Source organism: Pseudomonas sp. Pseusp9, assembly GCF_059491265.1.
On sequence record NZ_CP168500.1, the window covers coordinates 1,605,561 to 1,623,549 of the forward strand.

14 protein-coding genes are annotated in these 17,989 nt (G+C 57.9%); all 14 read left to right on the forward strand.

Translation table 11 applies throughout. The features are described from left to right. Positions 1–71 precede the first annotated feature (71 nt). The 14 genes from ACEN8E_RS07240 to fliE all read left to right on the forward strand — a co-directional run bounded on the left by ACEN8E_RS07240 (position 72) and on the right by fliE (position 17,989). Positions 72–1,196: a DegT/DnrJ/EryC1/StrS family aminotransferase gene (locus tag ACEN8E_RS07240; RefSeq protein WP_495592017.1), complete on the forward strand. Its 1,125-nt coding sequence runs from the start codon at positions 72–74 to the stop codon at positions 1,194–1,196. After that, positions 1,193–2,338, forward strand: coding sequence for a hypothetical protein (locus tag ACEN8E_RS07245; RefSeq protein ID WP_495592018.1), 1,146 nt, complete (start codon positions 1,193–1,195; stop codon positions 2,336–2,338). Before ACEN8E_RS07240 ends, ACEN8E_RS07245 begins: the two co-directional genes overlap by 4 nt. Continuing rightward, positions 2,335–3,126 carry a methyltransferase domain-containing protein gene (locus ACEN8E_RS07250; protein ID WP_495592019.1) on the forward strand — a complete coding sequence of 264 codons (792 nt, stop codon included), beginning with the start codon at positions 2,335–2,337 and terminating at the stop codon, positions 3,124–3,126. Before ACEN8E_RS07245 ends, ACEN8E_RS07250 begins: the two co-directional genes overlap by 4 nt. 2 nt (positions 3,127–3,128) lie before the next feature. After that, positions 3,129–7,463, forward strand: a complete 4,335-nt coding sequence (locus ACEN8E_RS07255) for a glycosyltransferase (RefSeq protein WP_495592020.1) — start codon at positions 3,129–3,131, stop codon at positions 7,461–7,463. 243 nt (positions 7,464–7,706) lie between these two features. Then, the gene (locus tag ACEN8E_RS07260) at positions 7,707–8,636 is read left to right on the forward strand and encodes a ketoacyl-ACP synthase III (RefSeq protein WP_495592021.1); all 930 of its coding nucleotides are present in this window, start codon (positions 7,707–7,709) and stop codon (positions 8,634–8,636) included. Between the two features lie 250 nt (positions 8,637–8,886). Beyond that, the gene (locus ACEN8E_RS07265) at positions 8,887–10,311 is read left to right on the forward strand and encodes a flagellin N-terminal helical domain-containing protein (protein ID WP_495592022.1); all 1,425 of its coding nucleotides are present in this window, start codon (positions 8,887–8,889) and stop codon (positions 10,309–10,311) included. A 74-nt stretch (positions 10,312–10,385) separates the two neighbouring features. Beyond that, positions 10,386–10,733: a flagellar protein FlaG gene (locus ACEN8E_RS07270; RefSeq protein WP_495592023.1), complete on the forward strand. Its 348-nt coding sequence runs from the start codon at positions 10,386–10,388 to the stop codon at positions 10,731–10,733. 81 nt (positions 10,734–10,814) lie between these two features. After that, entirely contained in the window at positions 10,815–12,203 is a 1,389-nt protein-coding gene (fliD, locus tag ACEN8E_RS07275; RefSeq protein ID WP_495592024.1) for a flagellar filament capping protein FliD, read from the forward strand. 153 nt (positions 12,204–12,356) lie between these two features. After that, entirely contained in the window at positions 12,357–12,746 is a 390-nt protein-coding gene (gene fliS / locus ACEN8E_RS07280) for a flagellar export chaperone FliS (protein ID WP_495592025.1), read from the forward strand. 24 nt (positions 12,747–12,770) lie between these two features. Next, positions 12,771–13,067, forward strand: coding sequence for a flagellar protein FliT (gene fliT, locus ACEN8E_RS07285; protein ID WP_495592026.1), 297 nt, complete (start codon positions 12,771–12,773; stop codon positions 13,065–13,067). A 172-nt stretch (positions 13,068–13,239) separates the two neighbouring features. Continuing rightward, positions 13,240–14,715 carry a sigma-54 dependent transcriptional regulator gene (locus ACEN8E_RS07290; protein WP_495592027.1) on the forward strand — a complete coding sequence of 492 codons (1,476 nt, stop codon included), beginning with the start codon at positions 13,240–13,242 and terminating at the stop codon, positions 14,713–14,715. A 128-nt stretch (positions 14,716–14,843) separates the two neighbouring features. Continuing rightward, positions 14,844–16,037, forward strand: coding sequence for a sensor histidine kinase (locus tag ACEN8E_RS07295; RefSeq protein ID WP_495593285.1), 1,194 nt, complete (start codon positions 14,844–14,846; stop codon positions 16,035–16,037). A gap of 5 nt (positions 16,038–16,042) precedes the next feature. After that, on the forward strand, positions 16,043–17,428 hold the full coding sequence (locus tag ACEN8E_RS07300; protein ID WP_495592028.1) for a sigma-54-dependent transcriptional regulator: 1,386 nt from the start codon (positions 16,043–16,045) through the stop codon (positions 17,426–17,428). Between the two features lie 234 nt (positions 17,429–17,662). Beyond that, complete coding sequence (gene fliE, locus ACEN8E_RS07305) at positions 17,663–17,989, forward strand: flagellar hook-basal body complex protein FliE (RefSeq protein WP_008021337.1); 327 nt, start codon at positions 17,663–17,665, stop codon at positions 17,987–17,989.

Consider the following 17,989-nt stretch of genomic DNA (forward strand, 5'->3'; position numbering starts at 1 on the left):
ACGTTGGTACGCTTCCTGCTTGGCCCCCATCAGAAGGTAGGAACGACATTACATTGGCGATTGTGTGCACCATGAATAGCATCATCAAGTTGTTGGTTCCAGAGATGCCAGACGTCGAGCAGATCCTCCCGTACTGGCAGCAAATCGATGAAAACTGCTGGTACACCAACTTCGGTCCGCTGGTACGAGAACTCGAAGGGCGCCTGTCACGCTCGTTCAGCCGGGAACCGGCGCAAGTACACGTTGTATCGATGGCCAATGGTACCTGTGCGCTACAAATAGCTCTGGAAGCCTTGAAGCTGCGCAAGGATGGTCGCGTACTGGTGCCTGGCTTGACCTTTGTCGCCACGGCAACCGCGATCATCCGGGCCGGACTCAACCCGCTGATCAGTGACGTAGAGCCCGACAATTGGTTGCTCACGCCCGCTATCGCACGCGCTGTACTGGCGCAAATGCCCTTCGATGCAGTGATGCCGGTATCCACTTACGGCTGCCCTCAGGACGTCGCAGGCTGGGACCTGTTCAGTGCTGAAACTGGCATCCCGGTCGTTGTCGACGCCGCAGGTGCCTGGGGCAATCAGCAGATTGGCCTGACTACCAAAGTCGCCTTCAGTCTACACGCCACCAAGGCGCTCGGTGGCGGCGAGGGTGGTTTCGTGGCTTCGCGGCACCACGCCTATGCCCAGAACATGCGAGCGTTGAGTAATTTCGGTATCGATGCTCACAGCGGCGGTCTGGTTTTCGAGGCGGGTGAGAACGGAAAAATGAGCGAATATCACGCTGCCGTTGCGCTGGCCGCGCTGGACAATTGGCCAACCGTTGCTGAAGCACGACGCAACCTGCATCAACGCTACACCGCGCGGCTGTTGGAAAAAATCCCCGGGCTACAACTCCAGGTCAAACCCATGGACGGCGTGTACAGCCTGATGCTGGTACTACTGCCTCCGGGATTTCGTGGTGTGGATATTCAACTGCGCCTGCTGGGCAAAGACATCGAAACCCGCCGTTGGTATTGCCCGCCGCTGCAAGGCCACCCGGCCTTTCAGGCGTGCACGGTTGGCTCGTTGCCAACAGTTGACCTGCTGGCCGAGCGCTTGCTGGGATTGCCATTCCACCTTTCATTGCCCGATGCAAGCATCCAAAGAGTCATCGACTGCCTGGCGGAACTGCTCGCTGAACAGCCGGCGGCGCAATGACCCTGATTCCTGACGAAAAGCCTTTGGTGGTCATATTCACGGGTGCCAACGAGCGCGCGGTCGGCGCCTTTTGCCGTTCCCTGCAACGAGATCGCATCGACTTTCTGTTGATCACTCGCAACGCGGAAGATTTGCTGTATCGAACCCGCTTGCGTCGCCATCTGTTTGCCCAGCGCACTTGCGATGCACTGGACGAAAACGAGTTCAAGCGCTTGCTGCTCGACATCAAGGCCTGCTACCCCCAGCGGGCGCTGACCATAGCCCCCAGTGCCGAGTCGATAAACCGCTTATTATTGGGCATGCAGGATTGGTTGTGTCATGAAGGCATCCAGGGCATTACCGTCAGTTCGGACATTTACCAGCTGTTTTCCGACAAGGAAAAACTCCTCGCGGCGGCAATGACTGCCGGCCTGGAAATACCTGCAGTGATCGAGCAATTGTCCGAGAACCAATTGCCCTTTGTGCTAAAGCCCAGGATCGAAAACAACATCCACGGACAGCGCCTTTACCCGCTGTTGGTGCGAAATGCACTCGAGTACGCCGAACATTCCCGCGGCTACGACGCGACGCGCGACCTCATTCAGCGCTACATAGACGGGCAAAGTTTTTACTACCTCTACTTCCGCAACGACGCGGGCGTCGTCGTGCTATATCAGCGCAACATTGCCCAGCAGGCGGCAGGCAAGTCGATGGTTGCCGCCGAAGTGGTGAGTTGCCCCGATGCGGACACGGACCAGCGTCTGCGGGCGTTACTCGAACAGCACGAATATTGCGGTTTTATCATGTTTGAAGTGATGGAAAGCGCTGGCCAGCACTTCATCATCGAAGCCAACCCGCGGATGTGGGGGCCGATGCAACTGGCCCTGGAGAATGGCTTTCGTGCGAGCTGGCTGGTACAAGGCCGGGACACCGCGCCGCAGATGGCCACGCCGCTGCGTTTTCTCGGCCTGTGGCGACGGGACAAATACCTCTGGCTCGGCGGCTTTGCCGGGCAGCCACGGGGTGGCATGCGTTTTTTTGCCGGCGCCCGGTGCTGGTTGTTGAAGGCCTGCTGTTGGTTGCCGCGCTATGACATCTGGTTCGCCACTGACAGCCTGCGGCTGTTCTTCTTCGAATTCCTTCGTTCAGGCAAACGCCAATGACCAAAGAACAATTACTGGCGCTGTACATGCACTCGGGCAAACACGCGAGTTACCAACCACTGCCCACTTTTGTGGTCGAGCGGCTGGGCGTTGACGTTCCGGTGAACCCTCGCTGGCGCGCCGACCATGGCCGCCTTGATTACCTCAAGGCGCACTTCGATTTTAGCGGGCAACGGCTGCTGGACGTCGGTGCCAATACCGGATTATTCACCACCACTCTCGCCCATGCGTACCCCAGTGGCCAGTGTGTTGCCTGGGAACTGGATGAGAGCAGCGCGAACTTCATCCGTACCCTGTCCGCGGAATTCAACCTGAGTAACGTCGAGGTTGTGCAGCAAGCTCTCGACTACCAGGTCGCCCAAGCCATGCCGGGGCATTTCGACACGCTGTTGCTGTACAACGTACTGCACCACGCCGGAGTCGATTTCGATACAGCGCTGGTGCCCGACAAACGCGCGCTGCAAGGTTATATCCAACGCTTCCTGAAGGCGCTTCGCTCTTCAGCCGACTGCCTCCTTTACCAGATGGGTTTCAATTGGGGTGGTGATACCTTGCAACCCGTGGCGGGTCGTAATGTGCTAGCTGAAAAACTCGCCTACATCGAGAGGGCGCTGGTGGATACCGGCTGGCAGATCGAGCACGTCGGGCTGGTGCTGGACCCGGAGACCCGGCAAATCGAGGTGTTCGATAGTGCCGGCGCCCTCGCTCAAGCGGATATCTGCGATCGCCTCGGCCGTGAAGGCGGCCTCAGCGAGTTCTACCTTCGCCCCCTGTTCAAATTGGTGTGAGCATGACAATTACTCCCTCAGCCGAGCGCTTGCCGCTGGTCAGCATTGGCATACCGGCCTACAACCCGCGTTTTTTCGAAGCAGCGCTGAGCAGTGCGCTGAACCAGCGTTACGCGAACATCGAAGTGGTGGTCACGGATGACTGTCGTGGCGATGATATTCGCCAGATCACCGAGCGCCTTGCCGCTCAATCTGCTGTGCCAGTTCGTTACCTGCGTAACGAACAGCAGTTGGGCGGGATGCTCAACCTCAATCGCTGCCTGGAAGAGGCTCGGGGCGAGTACATCAAGTTCCTCAACGACGATGACCTGCTACTGGCCGATTGCGTACCGCGCATGGCCGCTGTACTGGATGCTCATGACGAAATCTCGCTGGTGACCTCACGACGGCGGTTGATAGATGCCCAGGGTGAGCCGCTGCCAGACATCGTCGAGACGTCTAAAGTATTTGGCGAAGACGTCTGTGTGCATGGTGCCGACCTTATTTCGCTGCTCTGCGACTGGCCCGTGAACTTCATCGGCGAACCTAGCACCGTGATGTTTCGCCGGGCTCAGTTGATAGACAAGGTGCCGCACATCTGCGCCCTTGGCGACGTGGTTATTCGTGCCATCAACGACTTGGCAATGTTTGTGAATCTGCTGCAACAGGGCCATCTGGCTTTTCTGGATGAGCCTCTTTCGCTCTTTCGTCGTCATGTCGAGCAGCGTCAGAACCAGCCAGACATGCAATCGCTGTTCGAGCAGGGCCGTGCCAACTTCACCAAACAGATCCACGCGCTGGGGCTGTACTGCCCGCAGCCGCTATTACAGGTTCGCTGCGCCCCCTTGTCAGCGCGACAGGACTTCAGGCTGTTTGGCTTGCGAGACGCTTACCTGGCTTCCGATACCCTACACATCAACACAATCAGCGAAGACCCGCTAGCCGGGGAGTGCGAAGTGCTGGTGGTGGAGCAGCCCACTCTCGAATACGGCGAACCGCCAATCGGCGTAGTCATACATGCGTTTCACCCCGATGTGCTGCAAGAGATTTTGCATCGCTTGATTCAACTGCAGGAACGCCTGCACTTATATGTGACCTGCGTGTCCGGCCGTGACGATACGGTGCGCGACATGTTGGCGGGCTGCGGGCTGGCGTATTCGCTGTATCGGGTGCCGAATCACGGGAGGGATGTTTTGCCATTCCTGCGGGTGCTGCCGTTTTTACGCGCCGATAACATCCGCACGTTGCTCAAACTGCACACCAAGCGCTCGGTGCACCTGGGCGTGATGAACTCCTGGGCTCAAGACCTTTTTGATGACCTGCTAAGCCCTGCGCGCTTCCGCCATTCCGTCGAGTACCTGGCCGACCCCGCACACCACCCACTGCTCGGCACCGAGTTGTACCGGCTGCCAGTCACCAAAAACCTTGATGAAAGCAACCGCACGCACCTGGTCGTCCTAGCCGAACGTGCCGGCATTGATCCACGACAAATCGAAAATGCGGATTTTTTTGCCGGCACTATGTTTTTTGTGCGCACCGAAGCGTTGGCTCCCCTGGAACGGATGCGCCTGACGGGCAAAGATTTCGAAGTTGAGCACGGCCAGCTTGACGGCACCCTGGCACACGCCATGGAGCGCTTTTTTGGCGTACTGGCGAATGTCGGCAAACATCAGCGCAATATCGATCTGTATCGGCGCTGGCTGGACTCCAGACAACTGGCTGCCGCCGAGTTTGAAGATTTGCCGGCGCGACTGGCGAGCTGGTCGCGGCAACCGGACGTGCTGCTGGTTTTGACCGATACCACCGGTGACATTGCGCTTTTGCGTTCCAGCCTGGAAAGCATCGACCGCCAGCTATACGGGGCGGCGGCTATCGTTGTATTGTCCAATGCCGAACCGGTAGGGGTGACGCCAGCCGACAATCTGGTCTGGCTACCACTGGCTGAATCCTGGCCGAACCAGCTCAATGAGCTGCTGAAGGAGATCCCGGTCGACTGGTGCTACCTGCTGCGGGGCGGCGACCAACTCGACCCCCACGCGTTGCTATTGCTCGCCGAGGGCATCGTCCTGAACCCTGGTATCAGTGCATGCTACAGCGATGAAGACTCGCTGACCGCAAGCGGCTGCCAGGATCCGATATTCAAGCCGGACCTGAACCTTGATCTGCTGCGCAGTTATCTGTATGTCGGCCGAACCCTGGCCTTCAGCCGTGAGGCCGCGCTAGGTGCCAATGGCTTTGATCCCGCCTTCGCCGAACTGGCACCCCATGACCTGCTCTATAGGCTGATTGAAACTCACGGGCTGGGTACCGTCGGGCATCTCGCTGACGTGCTGGTGCATCAGGCAATCAACTTCGGACAGTGGCTTGGCGAACCTCAGGTTATTGCACACTCCGCCGCTGTAGTCGAGGCGCACTTGCGGCGCCTGGGCGTTGCCCATGAGTTGCGCGCAGGACCTTTACCGATGGTCAATCGGGTGGTTTACCAACACGGCGGGCAGCCGTTGGTGTCCATAGTGATTCCCACCAAGGACCAACTGCCAATGCTGATGCGCTGCATCGAAAGCCTGATGGAGAAAACCCGCTACACGAACTTCGAACTGATTATCGTCGATAACAACAGTGAAACCACCGAAGCCCGGGAATGGTTCGCGGGTATGGAGCGCCTGAACAGCGCCAAGGTGCGCATCCTGCGTTACGCTCATCCTTTCAACTATTCGGCGATCAACAATTTTGCCGTCAGCCAGGCCCGGGGCGATTACCTGGTATTGCTCAACAATGACACCGCGATCATTGATGGGGACTGGCTTGGCGCACTGCTCCATCACGCCCAGCGTCCGGAGGTAGGGATCGTCGGCGCCAAATTGTTATTCCTCGACGGGACTATTCAGCATGGTGGCGTGGTGCTCGGTTTGCGCGGCGTGGCGGATCACCCATTCGTCGGCGACCCAATGCAGTCCAACGGCTACCTTCACCGTTTGCAGGTTGACCAGAACTACAGCGCGGTGACCGCCGCCTGTCTGATGATCCGCACCGAGTTGTACCGCCAGGTGGGCGGAATGGACGAAGCCAATCTTGGGGTTTCCTTTAACGACGTAGACCTGTGCCTGAAAGTTGGCCAGGCCGGGCACCTGATCGTCTGGACGCCTTACTCGGTGCTCATGCACGAAGCCGGCGTTAGTCAGAATAAGGTGGACAAGAGTAAGCAGGAAACCAAGCGCGAGCGCTTCAAGAGCGAACAATCGGCGATGTACCAGCGTTGGTTGCCGCTGCTCGCCAACGACCCTGCCTACAACCGCAACCTGACTCTGGAAGGCAGTGGCTTCGCCTACGAATGCCGCAGCGAGGCAGGTTGGCAACCGTTCGCCACTCGCTCCTTGCCTTATGTGCTGTGTTACCCCGGCGACTCTTTTGGCAGCGGACATTATCGGGTACGCCAGCCCTTTGCGGCCCTGAAAGCCGCACGGTTGCTCGAGGGCGCGGTGAGCAACCGCCTGCTTGTGCCGGTGGAGGTGGAGCGGCTGGCGGCGGACACGATCATTTTTCAGCGGCAATTCTCCACACCTCAGCTGGAAATCATCCAAGACACCAAGGCATTCTCCAAAGCCTTCAAGGTTTACGAGCTGGATGACTACATTCTCGACGTGCCCACCGGCAACGTTAGCCGCAATCTGTTTCCCAAAGACACCGCCAAGCGCCTGAAAAAAGCCGTGGGTCTGTGCGACCGGTTGGTGGTGTCGACCCAGCCGCTGGCCAATGCGCTGAAAGGTTTTAATGCCGACATTCGTGTGGTAGAGAACCGCCTGCCAGGCCAGTGGTGGAGTGGTCTGACCAGTCATCGCCAACAAGGCCGCAAGCCTCGAGTCGGCTGGGCAGGTGGGTCGAGCCACGGTGGCGACTTGCAAGTCATTGCCGAAGTGGTTCGTGAGCTGGCAGAAGAAGTGGAATGGGTATTCATGGGCATGTGTCCACCGGCACTTCGTCCCTTTGTCCACCAGTTCCATGGGGGGGGGAGCATCGAGGATTACCCGGCAAGGCTGGCAGGCTTGAATCTGGATCTGGCTCTGGCGCCGCTGGAGGACAATTTTTTCAATGCCTGCAAAAGCAATTTACGGCTATTGGAATACGGCGCCTGTGGTTTCCCGGTGATCTGCTCGGACATCCTTTGTTATCGCGGTGACTTGCCGGTGACCCGAGTCAGGAACAAGGCAAAAGACTGGATTGCCGCTATTCGCGAACATCTCTCTGAACCCGACGCCTGCGCCGTGGCCGGAGACGCCCTGCGCGGCTTGGTACTCGATAAATGGATGCTTAAGGACGAACACCTGTTGGCGTGGCGCAAAGCCTGGCTGGCGGATTGACTGAACTGCCGCGCTGGAAGGGATCCGGACCACAAAATCAAATAAACCACTGATCTCTGAGTGACCCGTCAGTCAAAACGCGCATCTTCACTGTATCCTGTCTGCGGGCGGTGAAGGTGGCGGGGCTGATCAAGGTGTCTCCTTGAGTCCCGACGCGGCCCCTTCTGGGGGGCAGGCCCCGACTGTAGACGCCCTCGATTCAGCGAGCGGCGATGTTCAGCTGTTTATTATTGGGAAGCCATAATGATTGGCATAAAAAATATAGCGAGTTACGTGCCGGCAGCCGGGATTGATAATTACGCCCAGGGTGCAAAGTTCGACAAGGACGAAACCTTTATCCTTGGCAAAATCGGTTCTGCGTTTTTGCCGCGCATGGATGCCGATCAAGAAACTTCCGATTTGTGTGTCGAAGCAGCCAATGCGCTGTTCGCTTCCAGTCCAGAACTCAAGCGTGAATCCATTGACTGCTTGATCGTCGTCACCCAGAACGGTGATGCAGAGGGGTTGCCGCACACCGCTGCGATCGTTCAGGACAAGCTGGGCTTGCCGACTCATGTCGCTGCTTTCGATATTTCCCTGGGCTGTTCCGGTTACGTCTACGGCATCTATGCGATCAAAGGTTTCATGGAAGCGGCAGGGCTGAAAAATGGCCTGCTGATCACTGCTGATCCTTATTCGAAGATCGTCGACCCGGAAGACCGCAACACCACGATGCTGTTCGGTGATGCCGCTACCGCCACCTGGATGGGCGAAAACGCGGTCTGGCAGCTCGGCAAGTCGAAGTTCGGCACTGACGGTTCCGGTGCGCCGCACCTGAAAGTCACTGACGGTGTGTTCTTCATGAATGGTCGTCAGGTATTCAACTTTGCCTTGTTGAAAGTCCCGGCGCACTTGCATGAGCTGCTGGATGAGTCCAATCTGCAAGCGCAGGATATCGATGCCTTCTGCATTCACCAGGGTAGTGCGGCCATCGTCGATGCCGTGGCACGTCGCTTCGAAGAGGGTGAGCCGGAGAAGTTCGTCAAGGACATGCTCGAAACCGGCAACACGGTCTCCTCCAGTATTCCGCTGTTGCTGCAGAACCATGTGTTCGATTCCAAATGGACACGCGTGGCCATCAGCGGCTTTGGCGTGGGCCTTTCGTGGGGTTCGGCGATTCTCTATCGCGGCTGATCGGCGCTATCGCAGTGGCAAAAAAAACGCCCGGAAATTCAGATTTCCGGGCGTTTTTCGTTTTTATGACGCCAACATTCTGTCTCTAAAGCCTTGAATATAAAGGGCTGGCACGCTGCCACTAAAAAAATCAAAAAAACCCCTCAAGCAAAGCCACCTCGCGACGATAACTATTACGTAGGTTCTCTAGGCCACACCAGGCGGTTGCCAGGGCCGGAAGCCGCAGTATCCATCCAACGAGGATTTCGTCATGGCTTTATCCGTTAATACCAACATCGCCTCCATCACTACTCAGGGCAACCTGAACAAGGCTGGCAACTCCCTGCAAACTTCGATGCAGCGCCTTTCCTCCGGCCTGCGTATCAACAGCGCAAAAGACGACGCTGCCGGCCTGCAGATCGCTAACCGCCTGACCAGCCAGATCAACGGCCTGGGCCAAGCGGTAAAAAACGTGAACGACGGTATCTCCATCGCTCAAACCGCTGAAGGCGCAATGCAGGCTTCGACCGACATCCTGCAAAAAATGCGTACCCTGGCTCTGTCCTCGGCTACCGGCTCTCTGAGCAACGATGACCGTAAGTCGAACAACGACGAATATCAGGCTCTGACTTCGGAACTGACCCGTATCTCGCAAACCACTACTTTCGGTGGCCAGAAGCTGCTGGACGGTTCGTTCGGTACCAAGGCTATCCAGGTAGGCGCCAACGCCAACGAAACCATCAACGTGAGCTTGGAAAACGTTGCTGCCAACCAGATCGGTTCGCAGCAAATCAAGAGCTCGGCTATTGCTCCTAGCGCAAGTGGTTTGGCCGCAGGCGCCATGACCGTCACCGGTAACGGCCAAAGCACCTCCATCTCCTACGCTGCAGGCGCTTCGGCAAAAGACATCGCCAGTAAGCTGAACGGCTCCATCGGTGGCTTGACTGCCACTGCAAGCACAGAACTCAAGCTGGGAGTTACTGGCGCTACCCCATCGAACTTCAAATTGGCAGTAGGTTCGAGCGGCACCGTTGACTTTGTTGGTGTGACGGATCTGGCAAGCCTGGCTGACCAGCTGAAGTCGAACGCGGCCAAGCTGGGTATCAGCGTCAACTACGATTCGGTTAACGCCAGCCTGTCGGTGAAGTCCGATACCGGTGAGAATATTTCCTTCTCTGGCGCTGATGCCAACGCTCAAGCCAACATCTCTCTGAGCGCCAAAGACGGTTCCGGCGGCTTCGCTACCGCGACTGCATTGGGTGGTGCTGCCAAAGTAGTTACCGGCGCCGTTCAATTGGACTCCGCCAAAGGCTACTCCCTGAGCGACGCGACCACTGGTGTATCGGCTGTGTTCGGTACTGCGACTGTTTCTTCCACCAAGAAGACCATCTCCCAGACCGACGTGACCAACATCGACAACGCCCAGAACGCTCTGGCTGTAATCGACAAGGCAATCGGCACTATCGACGGCGTTCGTTCGGGTCTGGGTGCTACCCAAAACCGTCTGACCACCACTGCCGACAACCTGCAGAACATTCAGAAGAACTCCACTGCTGCTCGCAGCACCATCCAGGACGTGGACTTCGCTGCTGAAACTGCAGAACTGACCAAGCAACAAACCCTGCAATCGGCTTCGACTGCCATCCTGTCGCAAGCTAACCAGCTGCCATCCGCTGTACTGAAACTGCTTCAGTAATTTCAGCGCTTGGTAATTGACGGAGGGGCGCGTTTACGCGCCCTTTTGTCTTTTCTGTGATGAGGAGTTTTGACATGGATATGAGCGTCAAGTTGAACCAGTCTTATCCGGCGCCTACACCGCAAAGCCCAGCTGTACCGGTTGATCCGGTCAGTCGACCCAAGGTCGAGCCTATTGCCAGGACGGCGACGGAGCCCAAGCACGATGAGCTGGAAAAGGCCGTGACTGATATTCGCGAGTTCGTTCAAGCGAGCCAGCGCAAGCTGGACTTTTCCATTGATGACTCCACCGGCCGGGTCGTGGTCAAGGTCATTGCCACCGAGAGCGGTGACGTGATTCGCCAGATCCCTTCGGAAACTGCACTGAAACTGGCGCAAAGCCTGAGCCAGGCAAGCAGCTTGTTATTTGACGACAAAGTCTGAGCTGGCATGAATTTTGTTGGTATCCACGTTTGAGGCGTTAATCGCCAAGAAAGCGGCGGCCACTGGATAAGGAGAAAGACGATGGCGGGTTCAACGGTTAGTGGTATCGGTTCGAACATCGATACTCAGGCGATTGTTAAGTCTCTGGTGGACGCCGAGCGTGTACCGAAGCAAACGCAGATCAACACCCAGTCGTTGAAAGCAACCACCACGTTGTCGTCGATCGGCAAGATCCAGGCGGCGCTGAGTGCTTTTCGTAGCGCCCTGACCACGATGAACACCAATACAACCTTCACGGGGCTGACTGGCACATCTTCGGATGAAAAGATCGCAATCATGACGGCGGGTAACGGTGCCTCTACCGGTAGCTTCAAGCTAGTGGTGTCCCAGTTGGCCAGTGCTTCGAAGCTGCAGACCAAGACTTTTGCCGGTGGTGCATCATCGGTGGTCAACAACGGTACTACTCCGACTACCCTGACCATTTCCCAGTCGGGTAAGAATTATGATTTGGGCGTTCCTGTCGGGGCGACTCTTCAGCAGGTTCGTGACTCGATTAACTCACAATTTTCCACCTCTGGCTTGAGTGCCAACGTCCTGACCGACTCTACTGGATCGCGTCTGGTGCTGACCTCCACCAACATGGGGGTGGGTTCGGACATCATTCTATCGGGCAGCTCAGGCATCGATGTCGGCGCAACGGTTGTCGAGGTGCCGAAGAACGCCAAGTACACCATTGACGGGTCGATCGCGCTGGAGTCCAAATCGAATACCATCGAGGAAGCGGTCAGCGGCGTGACGATCAAGTTGCAGTCGGTCTCCACCAAGGATGCGACCACTGGCGTTTTCAATCCGATCACCATTGCCGTCAATACAAACAACACCACCATGAAATCCGGGGTCAAGGGTTTCATCGATACCTATAACGCTCTAGTCAAGGCTATCAGTGCCGAGACCAAGGTCACTATCGGACCAGATGGCACGCCGACCGCCGGCGCTTTGACTGGTGATGCGTCGATGCGTACCTTGATGAGTTCAATTCGAAACGAGCTGAACTCAATGTCCGGTGGCGGTACGTTAAAGTCGCTGGGTCAGTTTGGTATTTCCACTGATTCGACCTCAGGCCTGCTGGTCCTGGACGACAAGAAGTGGGATAAGGCGATCGCCACCAACGCGGCAGACATCAACAGTATCTTCACTGGCGATAACGGCCTGATCAAGCGTCTGACCGCAGCAACCGACGACTACGCCAAGTCAAGTACCGGCACGCTGGCAGAGCGCTCCAAATCGCTGAGTGATACGCTCACCGACCTGGCGAAGCAGCAGGCCACGCTGGATGAGCGTATGACGCTGTTAACCACCAGTCTGACGTCCAAGTACACCGCAATGGACTCCTTGGTGGCCAGGCTGCGGGCGCAGAGCGACAGCATCATGACCACGCTCAATGCGCTGAACAATCCGAAAAACAACTGATTCGGATCAGGCATAAAAAAACCAGGCATGCTGTAGTGATCGTGTCTGGGCTTGTACATTGATTGCCGCCCTGCGTTAAAGTTTTTTGTCGACCAGTCGACATAAATATCAGAGCAGTCCTTTTTTAGTTTTTGTCTGTCACGAGGTAGAAACATGAACCCCATGAGAGCCCTTCGCCAATACCAGAAGGTCAATTCCCATGCTCAGATCTCTGAAGCCAATCCGCATCGCCTGGTGCAGATGCTGATGGAGGGTGGCCTGGATCGTATGGCTCAAGCCAAGGGCGCTTTGGAGCGCGGCGATATCGCACTCAAGGGTTTGATGTTGGGCAAGGCGGCGGACATCATCATCGGGCTGCGTGACGGGCTGAATCCGGAAAAGGCCGAGGATCCGGCATCTGTCCAGCAACTCGACAGTTTGTATGCCTACATGACGAATCGTCTGATGGAAGCCAATACCAATAACAACGTCGCCATCATCGACGAAGTTTCAGGTTTGCTTGAAACCCTGAAAAGCGGTTGGGATGCAATTGCCAATCAATAGACCCGGGGGTCTGAGGATGACGTCATGAGTCAAGCACTGCGGCGCATAGAAGAAACTCGCGAAGCCCTGATCGACGCCCTGGCGGCGCGTAACTGGGACGCGATTGGCGAGCTGGATACGACGTGTCGTGAATGCGTCGACGAAGTGCTCAGTGAGGCACCGATCGATGAAGAGGCAGTGCGCAGCAATCTGGAAGGGTTGTTGGAGGTGTACAAAGAGCTGCTAACCGCAACCATGGGCGAGCGCCAAGCAATTGTCGATGAAATGTCGCAGATCACCCAAGCACAAAAGGCGTCAAAGGTTTACCATTTGTTTGGTTAATTGACGCCAGTTAATCCGAACATGGTGCGCCATAAATTTGACTGTGCACGGTTTTTTGACTTAACTAGTGGCTGGTTCCAGATTTCAGTCGTCTTCAGGCATATCCTGCCTGCAAGCGTTTAGCTTGCCCCAGCATTTTGGGCATTGAGTTGACTAGGGAAGTTGCTATTGCATGTGGCGTGAAACCAAAATTCTGCTGATTGATGACGATAGCGTCCGCCGCCGCGACCTGGCGGTGATTTTAAATTTTCTCGGCGAAGAAAATTTACCCTGCGGTAGCCATGACTGGCAGCAGGCTGTCGGCTCTTTGTCGTCAAGTCGTGAAGTAATCTGTGTCCTTATCGGGACGGTCAATGCTCCTGGTGCACTTCTGGGCTTGCTTAAGACACTCTCGACCTGGGATGAGTTCCTTCCGGTTTTGTTAATGGGCGAAAATTCTTCCATTGACCTGCCGGAAGACCAGCGTCGCCGAGTGCTTTCGACTCTCGAAATGCCGCCCAGCTACAGCAAGTTGCTCGATTCGCTGCACCGTGCCCAGGTCTATCGCGAGATGTACGACGAGGCCCGCGAGCGCGGTCGGCATCGCGAACCCAATCTTTTCCGCAGTCTTGTCGGCACCAGCCGGGCGATTCAACACGTCCGTCAGATGATGCAGCAAGTCGCCGATACCGATGCCAGCGTGCTGATCCTCGGTGAATCCGGCACCGGCAAGGAAGTGGTTGCACGCAACCTGCATTACCATTCCAAGCGCCGCGAGGCGCCGTTCGTGCCGGTCAACTGCGGGGCGATCCCGGCCGAGTTGCTCGAAAGCGAATTGTTCGGCCATGAGAAGGGCGCCTTCACGGGGGCGATCACCAGCCGCGCCGGTCGTTTCGAGCTGGCCAATGGCGGCACCCTGTTCCTCGATGAAATCGGCGACATGCCGCTGCCGATGCAGGTCAAGCTGCTTCGCGTGTTGCAGGAGCGCACCTTCGAGCGCGTGGGCAGCAACAAGACCCAGAGCGTCGACGTGCGCATCATTGCGGCGACCCACAAGAATCTCGAAAGCATGATCGAGGTCGGCACCTTCCGCGAAGACCTGTACTACCGCCTGAATGTGTTCCCGATCGAGATGGCGCCGCTGCGCGAGCGCGTCGAAGACATTCCGCTGCTGATGAACGAGCTGATCTCGCGCATGGAGCACGAGAAGCGCGGTTCGATCCGTTTCAACTCGGCAGCGATCATGTCGCTGTGCCGGCATGGCTGGCCGGGCAACGTCCGCGAGCTGGCCAACCTGGTGGAGCGCATGGCGATCATGCATCCGTACGGCGTGATCGGCGTGGCCGAGTTGCCGAAGAAGTTCCGCTACGTCGACGATGAAGACGAGCAGATGGTCGACAGCCTGCGCAGCGATCTGGAAGAGCGTGTGGCCATCAACGGTCATACGCCGGACTTCACGGCCAACGCCATGTTGCCTCCCGAAGGCCTGGACCTGAAGGACTACCTCGGTGGTCTGGAACAAGGCTTGATTCAGCAGGCGCTGGATGATGCCAATGGCATTGTGGCGCGCGCGGCCGAGCGGCTTCGCATCCGTCGTACCACGCTGGTGGAAAAGATGCGCAAGTACGGCATGAGCCGTCGTGATGGAGACGAACAGGCGGAGGATTGACGCCTGTTTTTCAAGCCATTCATTTACAAGAAGTTTTTTTTAGGCACGGGTATTGCTACGTCCCTCGCAACGTTCCGTTTCACTGACGGTCAGCCAAGCGAGAGAGCACAATGCCCCAAGCCGCCCAGATGTCTTCTGTCCCTGATGCTTCGCGGCAACCGTCGTCCGTAGAGCAGACGAGTCGGCCGGGCCTTGAGCAGGCATTCGCGCTGTTCAATCAGATGTCCAGTCAGTTGACCGATTCCTACAGCATGCTTGAAGCCCGGGTCACCGAGCTCAAGGGTGAACTGGCGGTGGTCAGTGCTCAGCGCATGCAGGAGCTGGCGGAAAAAGAACGCCTGGCCAACCGCCTGCAAAACCTCCTTGATCTGTTACCCGGTGGTGTCATCGTCATTGACGCCCAGGGCATCGTGCGCGAGGCCAATCCGGCGGCGTGCGAGTTGCTGGGTTTGCCGCTGGAAGGTGAATTGTGGCGCCAAGTCATCGCTCGCTGTTTTGCGCCGCGCGAAGACGATGGTCATGAAGTCTCCCTCAAGGATGGTCGGCGCCTGTCGATCGCCACGCGCTCGCTGGACGCCGAGCCCGGCCAGTTGGTGTTGCTCAATGACCTGACCGAAACCCGCCATCTGCAACACCAACTGGCCCGTCATGAGCGTCTGTCGTCGCTGGGACGCATGGTCGCTTCGCTGGCTCATCAGATACGCACGCCGTTGTCCGCCGCGCTGCTGTACGCCAGTCATTTGACCGAGCAGGCGCTGCCGGTCGCTACCCAGCAGCGCTTTGCCGGGCGCCTCAAGGAGCGCCTGCACGAGCTGGAGCACCAGGTGCGTGACATGCTGGTGTTCGCCCGGGGCGAGTTGCCGCTGACCGACCGCGTGACCCCTGCTCAACTGATGCAGTCGTTGCAGGCGGCCGCGCTGACCCACGTGCAGGATCTGCCGATCCGCTGGCAGTGCGACAGTCACTCGGGGGAGTTGCTGTGCAATCGCGACACGCTGGTCGGGGCGATCCTCAACCTGATCGAGAACGCCATTCAGGCCAGTGCCGGTCAGTTGCGCCTCAAGATTCACCTCTACACCCGCGACAACAACCTGCGCCTGTGCGTCAGTGACAGTGGCTCGGGTATCGATGCCGCCGTTCTGGCGCGATTGGGCGAACCCTTTTTTACCACCAAGGCCACCGGCACAGGTCTTGGCCTGACCGTGGTCAAGGCAGTGGCGCGTGCTCATCAGGGAGAATTGCAGCTTCGTTCGCGGCTCGGTCGCGGTACTTGCGCGCAGGTGAGCCTGCCGTTGTTCAGCAACGCTCAAGGGGCGGAGTGAAGCAGATGGGGATCAAGGTTTTACTGGTCGAGGACGACCGCGCGTTGCGCGAGGCACTGGCTGATACGCTGTTGCTCGCGGGGCACGATTACAAGGCAGTGGGTTCGGCCGAAGAGGCGCTGGCTGCTGTCGGCGGCGAGGCCTTCAGTCTGGTGATCAGCGACGTCAACATGCCGGGCATGGACGGCCACCAGTTGCTTGGCATGCTGCGAGTGCGGCAGCCGCAGTTGCCGGTGTTGCTGATGACGGCTCATGGCGCGGTCGAGCGTGCGGTCGATGCGATGCGCCAGGGGGCGGCGGACTACCTGGTCAAGCCATTCGAGCCCAAGGCGTTGCTCGATCTGGTGAAGCGTCATGCCCTGGGCAGCCTCGGCCTGACCGAAGGCGAAGGGCCGGTAGCGTTCGAACCGGCGAGTGCGCAGCTGCTCGAGTTGGCAGCGCGGGTCGCACGCAGCGATTCCACGGTGCTGATCTCGGGCGAGTCGGGCACGGGCAAGGAAGTGCTGGCACGCTACATTCATCAGCATTCTCATCGCGCACATCAGCCGTTCATTGCGATCAACTGCGCAGCGATCCCGGACAACATGCTCGAAGCGACCTTGTTCGGTCACGAGAAGGGCGCCTTCACCGGCGCCATTGCCGCGCAAGCCGGCAAGTTCGAACAGGCCGACGGCGGCACCATTCTGCTCGACGAAATTTCCGAAATGCCCCTGGGGCTCCAGGCCAAATTGCTGCGCGTGCTGCAAGAGCGCGAGGTCGAAAGGGTTGGGGCGCGCAAACCGGTCACGCTGGATATTCGTGTGGTCGCGACTACCAACCGCGACCTGGCGGGTGAAGTGGCGGCGGGGCGCTTTCGCGAGGACCTTTACTATCGCCTGTCGGTGTTTCCTCTTGCCTGGCGTCCGTTGCGCGAGCGCACTGCCGACATCCTGCCGCTGGCCGAGCGTCTGCTGGCCAGGCACGTCAATAAAATGAAGCATTCGCCTGCCCGATTGTCGCCCGAGGCTCAGGCGTGCCTGACCGGTTATCCGTGGCCGGGCAACGTGCGCGAACTGGACAACGCGATTCAGCGTGCGCTGATTTTGCAGCAGGGTGGTTTGATTCAGCCGCAGGATTTCTGCCTGGCCGGGCCGGTGGCTTGCGCCCCGTTGCCTGCGTTGTCGCAGGCAACGGTACGTGCTGTGGAAGTCGAGGCCGAGTCGGCCGGGGCGCTGGGCGATGACCTGCGTCGCCGTGAATTCCAGATGATCATCGATACCTTGCGCGCCGAGCGCGGTCGTCGCAAAGAGGCGGCCGAGCGCCTGGGTATCAGCCCGCGAACCCTGCGCTACAAGCTGGCGCAGATGCGCGATGCCGGCATGGATGTGGAGGCTTATCTGTTCGCCACCTGATTATTACTGTGTAGGAGCGAGCCCTGCTCGCGATGGACTCAAGAGCGCCGCGTTTATCCTGCGGCCCCGCGTTATCGTTAACGATCATCGCGAGCAGGCTCGCTCCTACAGAGGATTGCGAACTGACGAAGGGCTTTTGTGAAACAAGGCCATGGAGCTGGCACCCTTGTTGCTAACACCTCACTACCCGCCGAGTGAGTGTCAAAAAATTGCGGGTCGTCAAAGAGAGAGACCATGAGCCAAGGTATTGAATTCAATCGGTTGATGCTGGATATGCGCGCCATGCAAATGGATGCCATGTCTGCGCCGAAATCGACGGCTGTCCCTGAAGTGGCGGGCAGCAGCTTTTCCGACATGCTCGGTCAGGCCGTCAATAAAGTGAACGACACCCAGCAGGCTTCCACTCAGTTGGCCAGCGCTTTCGAAATCGGCAAAAGCGGCGTCGACCTGACCGATGTAATGATTTCCTCGCAGAAGGCCAGTGTGTCATTCCAGGCATTGACCCAGGTGCGCAACAAGTTGGTTCAGGCCTACCAAGACATCATGCAGATGCCGGTTTAA

Excerpts from the sequence above, each read along its gene's own strand:
- ACEN8E_RS07240 (WP_495592017.1), top strand. The coding sequence starts at position 72 with ATGAATAGCATCATCAAGTTGTTGGTTCCAGAGATGCCAGACGTCGAG.
- ACEN8E_RS07245 (WP_495592018.1), top strand. The coding sequence starts at position 1,193 with ATGACCCTGATTCCTGACGAAAAGCCTTTGGTGGTCATATTCACGGGT.
- ACEN8E_RS07250 (WP_495592019.1), top strand. The coding sequence starts at position 2,335 with ATGACCAAAGAACAATTACTGGCGCTGTACATGCACTCGGGCAAACAC.
- ACEN8E_RS07255 (WP_495592020.1), top strand. The coding sequence starts at position 3,129 with ATGACAATTACTCCCTCAGCCGAGCGCTTGCCGCTGGTCAGCATTGGC.
- ACEN8E_RS07260 (WP_495592021.1), top strand. The coding sequence starts at position 7,707 with ATGATTGGCATAAAAAATATAGCGAGTTACGTGCCGGCAGCCGGGATT.
- ACEN8E_RS07265 (WP_495592022.1), top strand. The coding sequence starts at position 8,887 with ATGGCTTTATCCGTTAATACCAACATCGCCTCCATCACTACTCAGGGC.
- ACEN8E_RS07270 (WP_495592023.1), top strand. The coding sequence starts at position 10,386 with ATGGATATGAGCGTCAAGTTGAACCAGTCTTATCCGGCGCCTACACCG.
- fliD (WP_495592024.1), top strand. The coding sequence starts at position 10,815 with ATGGCGGGTTCAACGGTTAGTGGTATCGGTTCGAACATCGATACTCAG.
- fliS (WP_495592025.1), top strand. The coding sequence starts at position 12,357 with ATGAACCCCATGAGAGCCCTTCGCCAATACCAGAAGGTCAATTCCCAT.
- fliT (WP_495592026.1), top strand. The coding sequence starts at position 12,771 with ATGAGTCAAGCACTGCGGCGCATAGAAGAAACTCGCGAAGCCCTGATC.
- ACEN8E_RS07290 (WP_495592027.1), top strand. The coding sequence starts at position 13,240 with ATGTGGCGTGAAACCAAAATTCTGCTGATTGATGACGATAGCGTCCGC.
- ACEN8E_RS07295 (WP_495593285.1), top strand. The coding sequence starts at position 14,844 with ATGTCTTCTGTCCCTGATGCTTCGCGGCAACCGTCGTCCGTAGAGCAG.
- ACEN8E_RS07300 (WP_495592028.1), top strand. The coding sequence starts at position 16,043 with ATGGGGATCAAGGTTTTACTGGTCGAGGACGACCGCGCGTTGCGCGAG.
- fliE (WP_008021337.1), top strand. The coding sequence starts at position 17,663 with ATGAGCCAAGGTATTGAATTCAATCGGTTGATGCTGGATATGCGCGCC.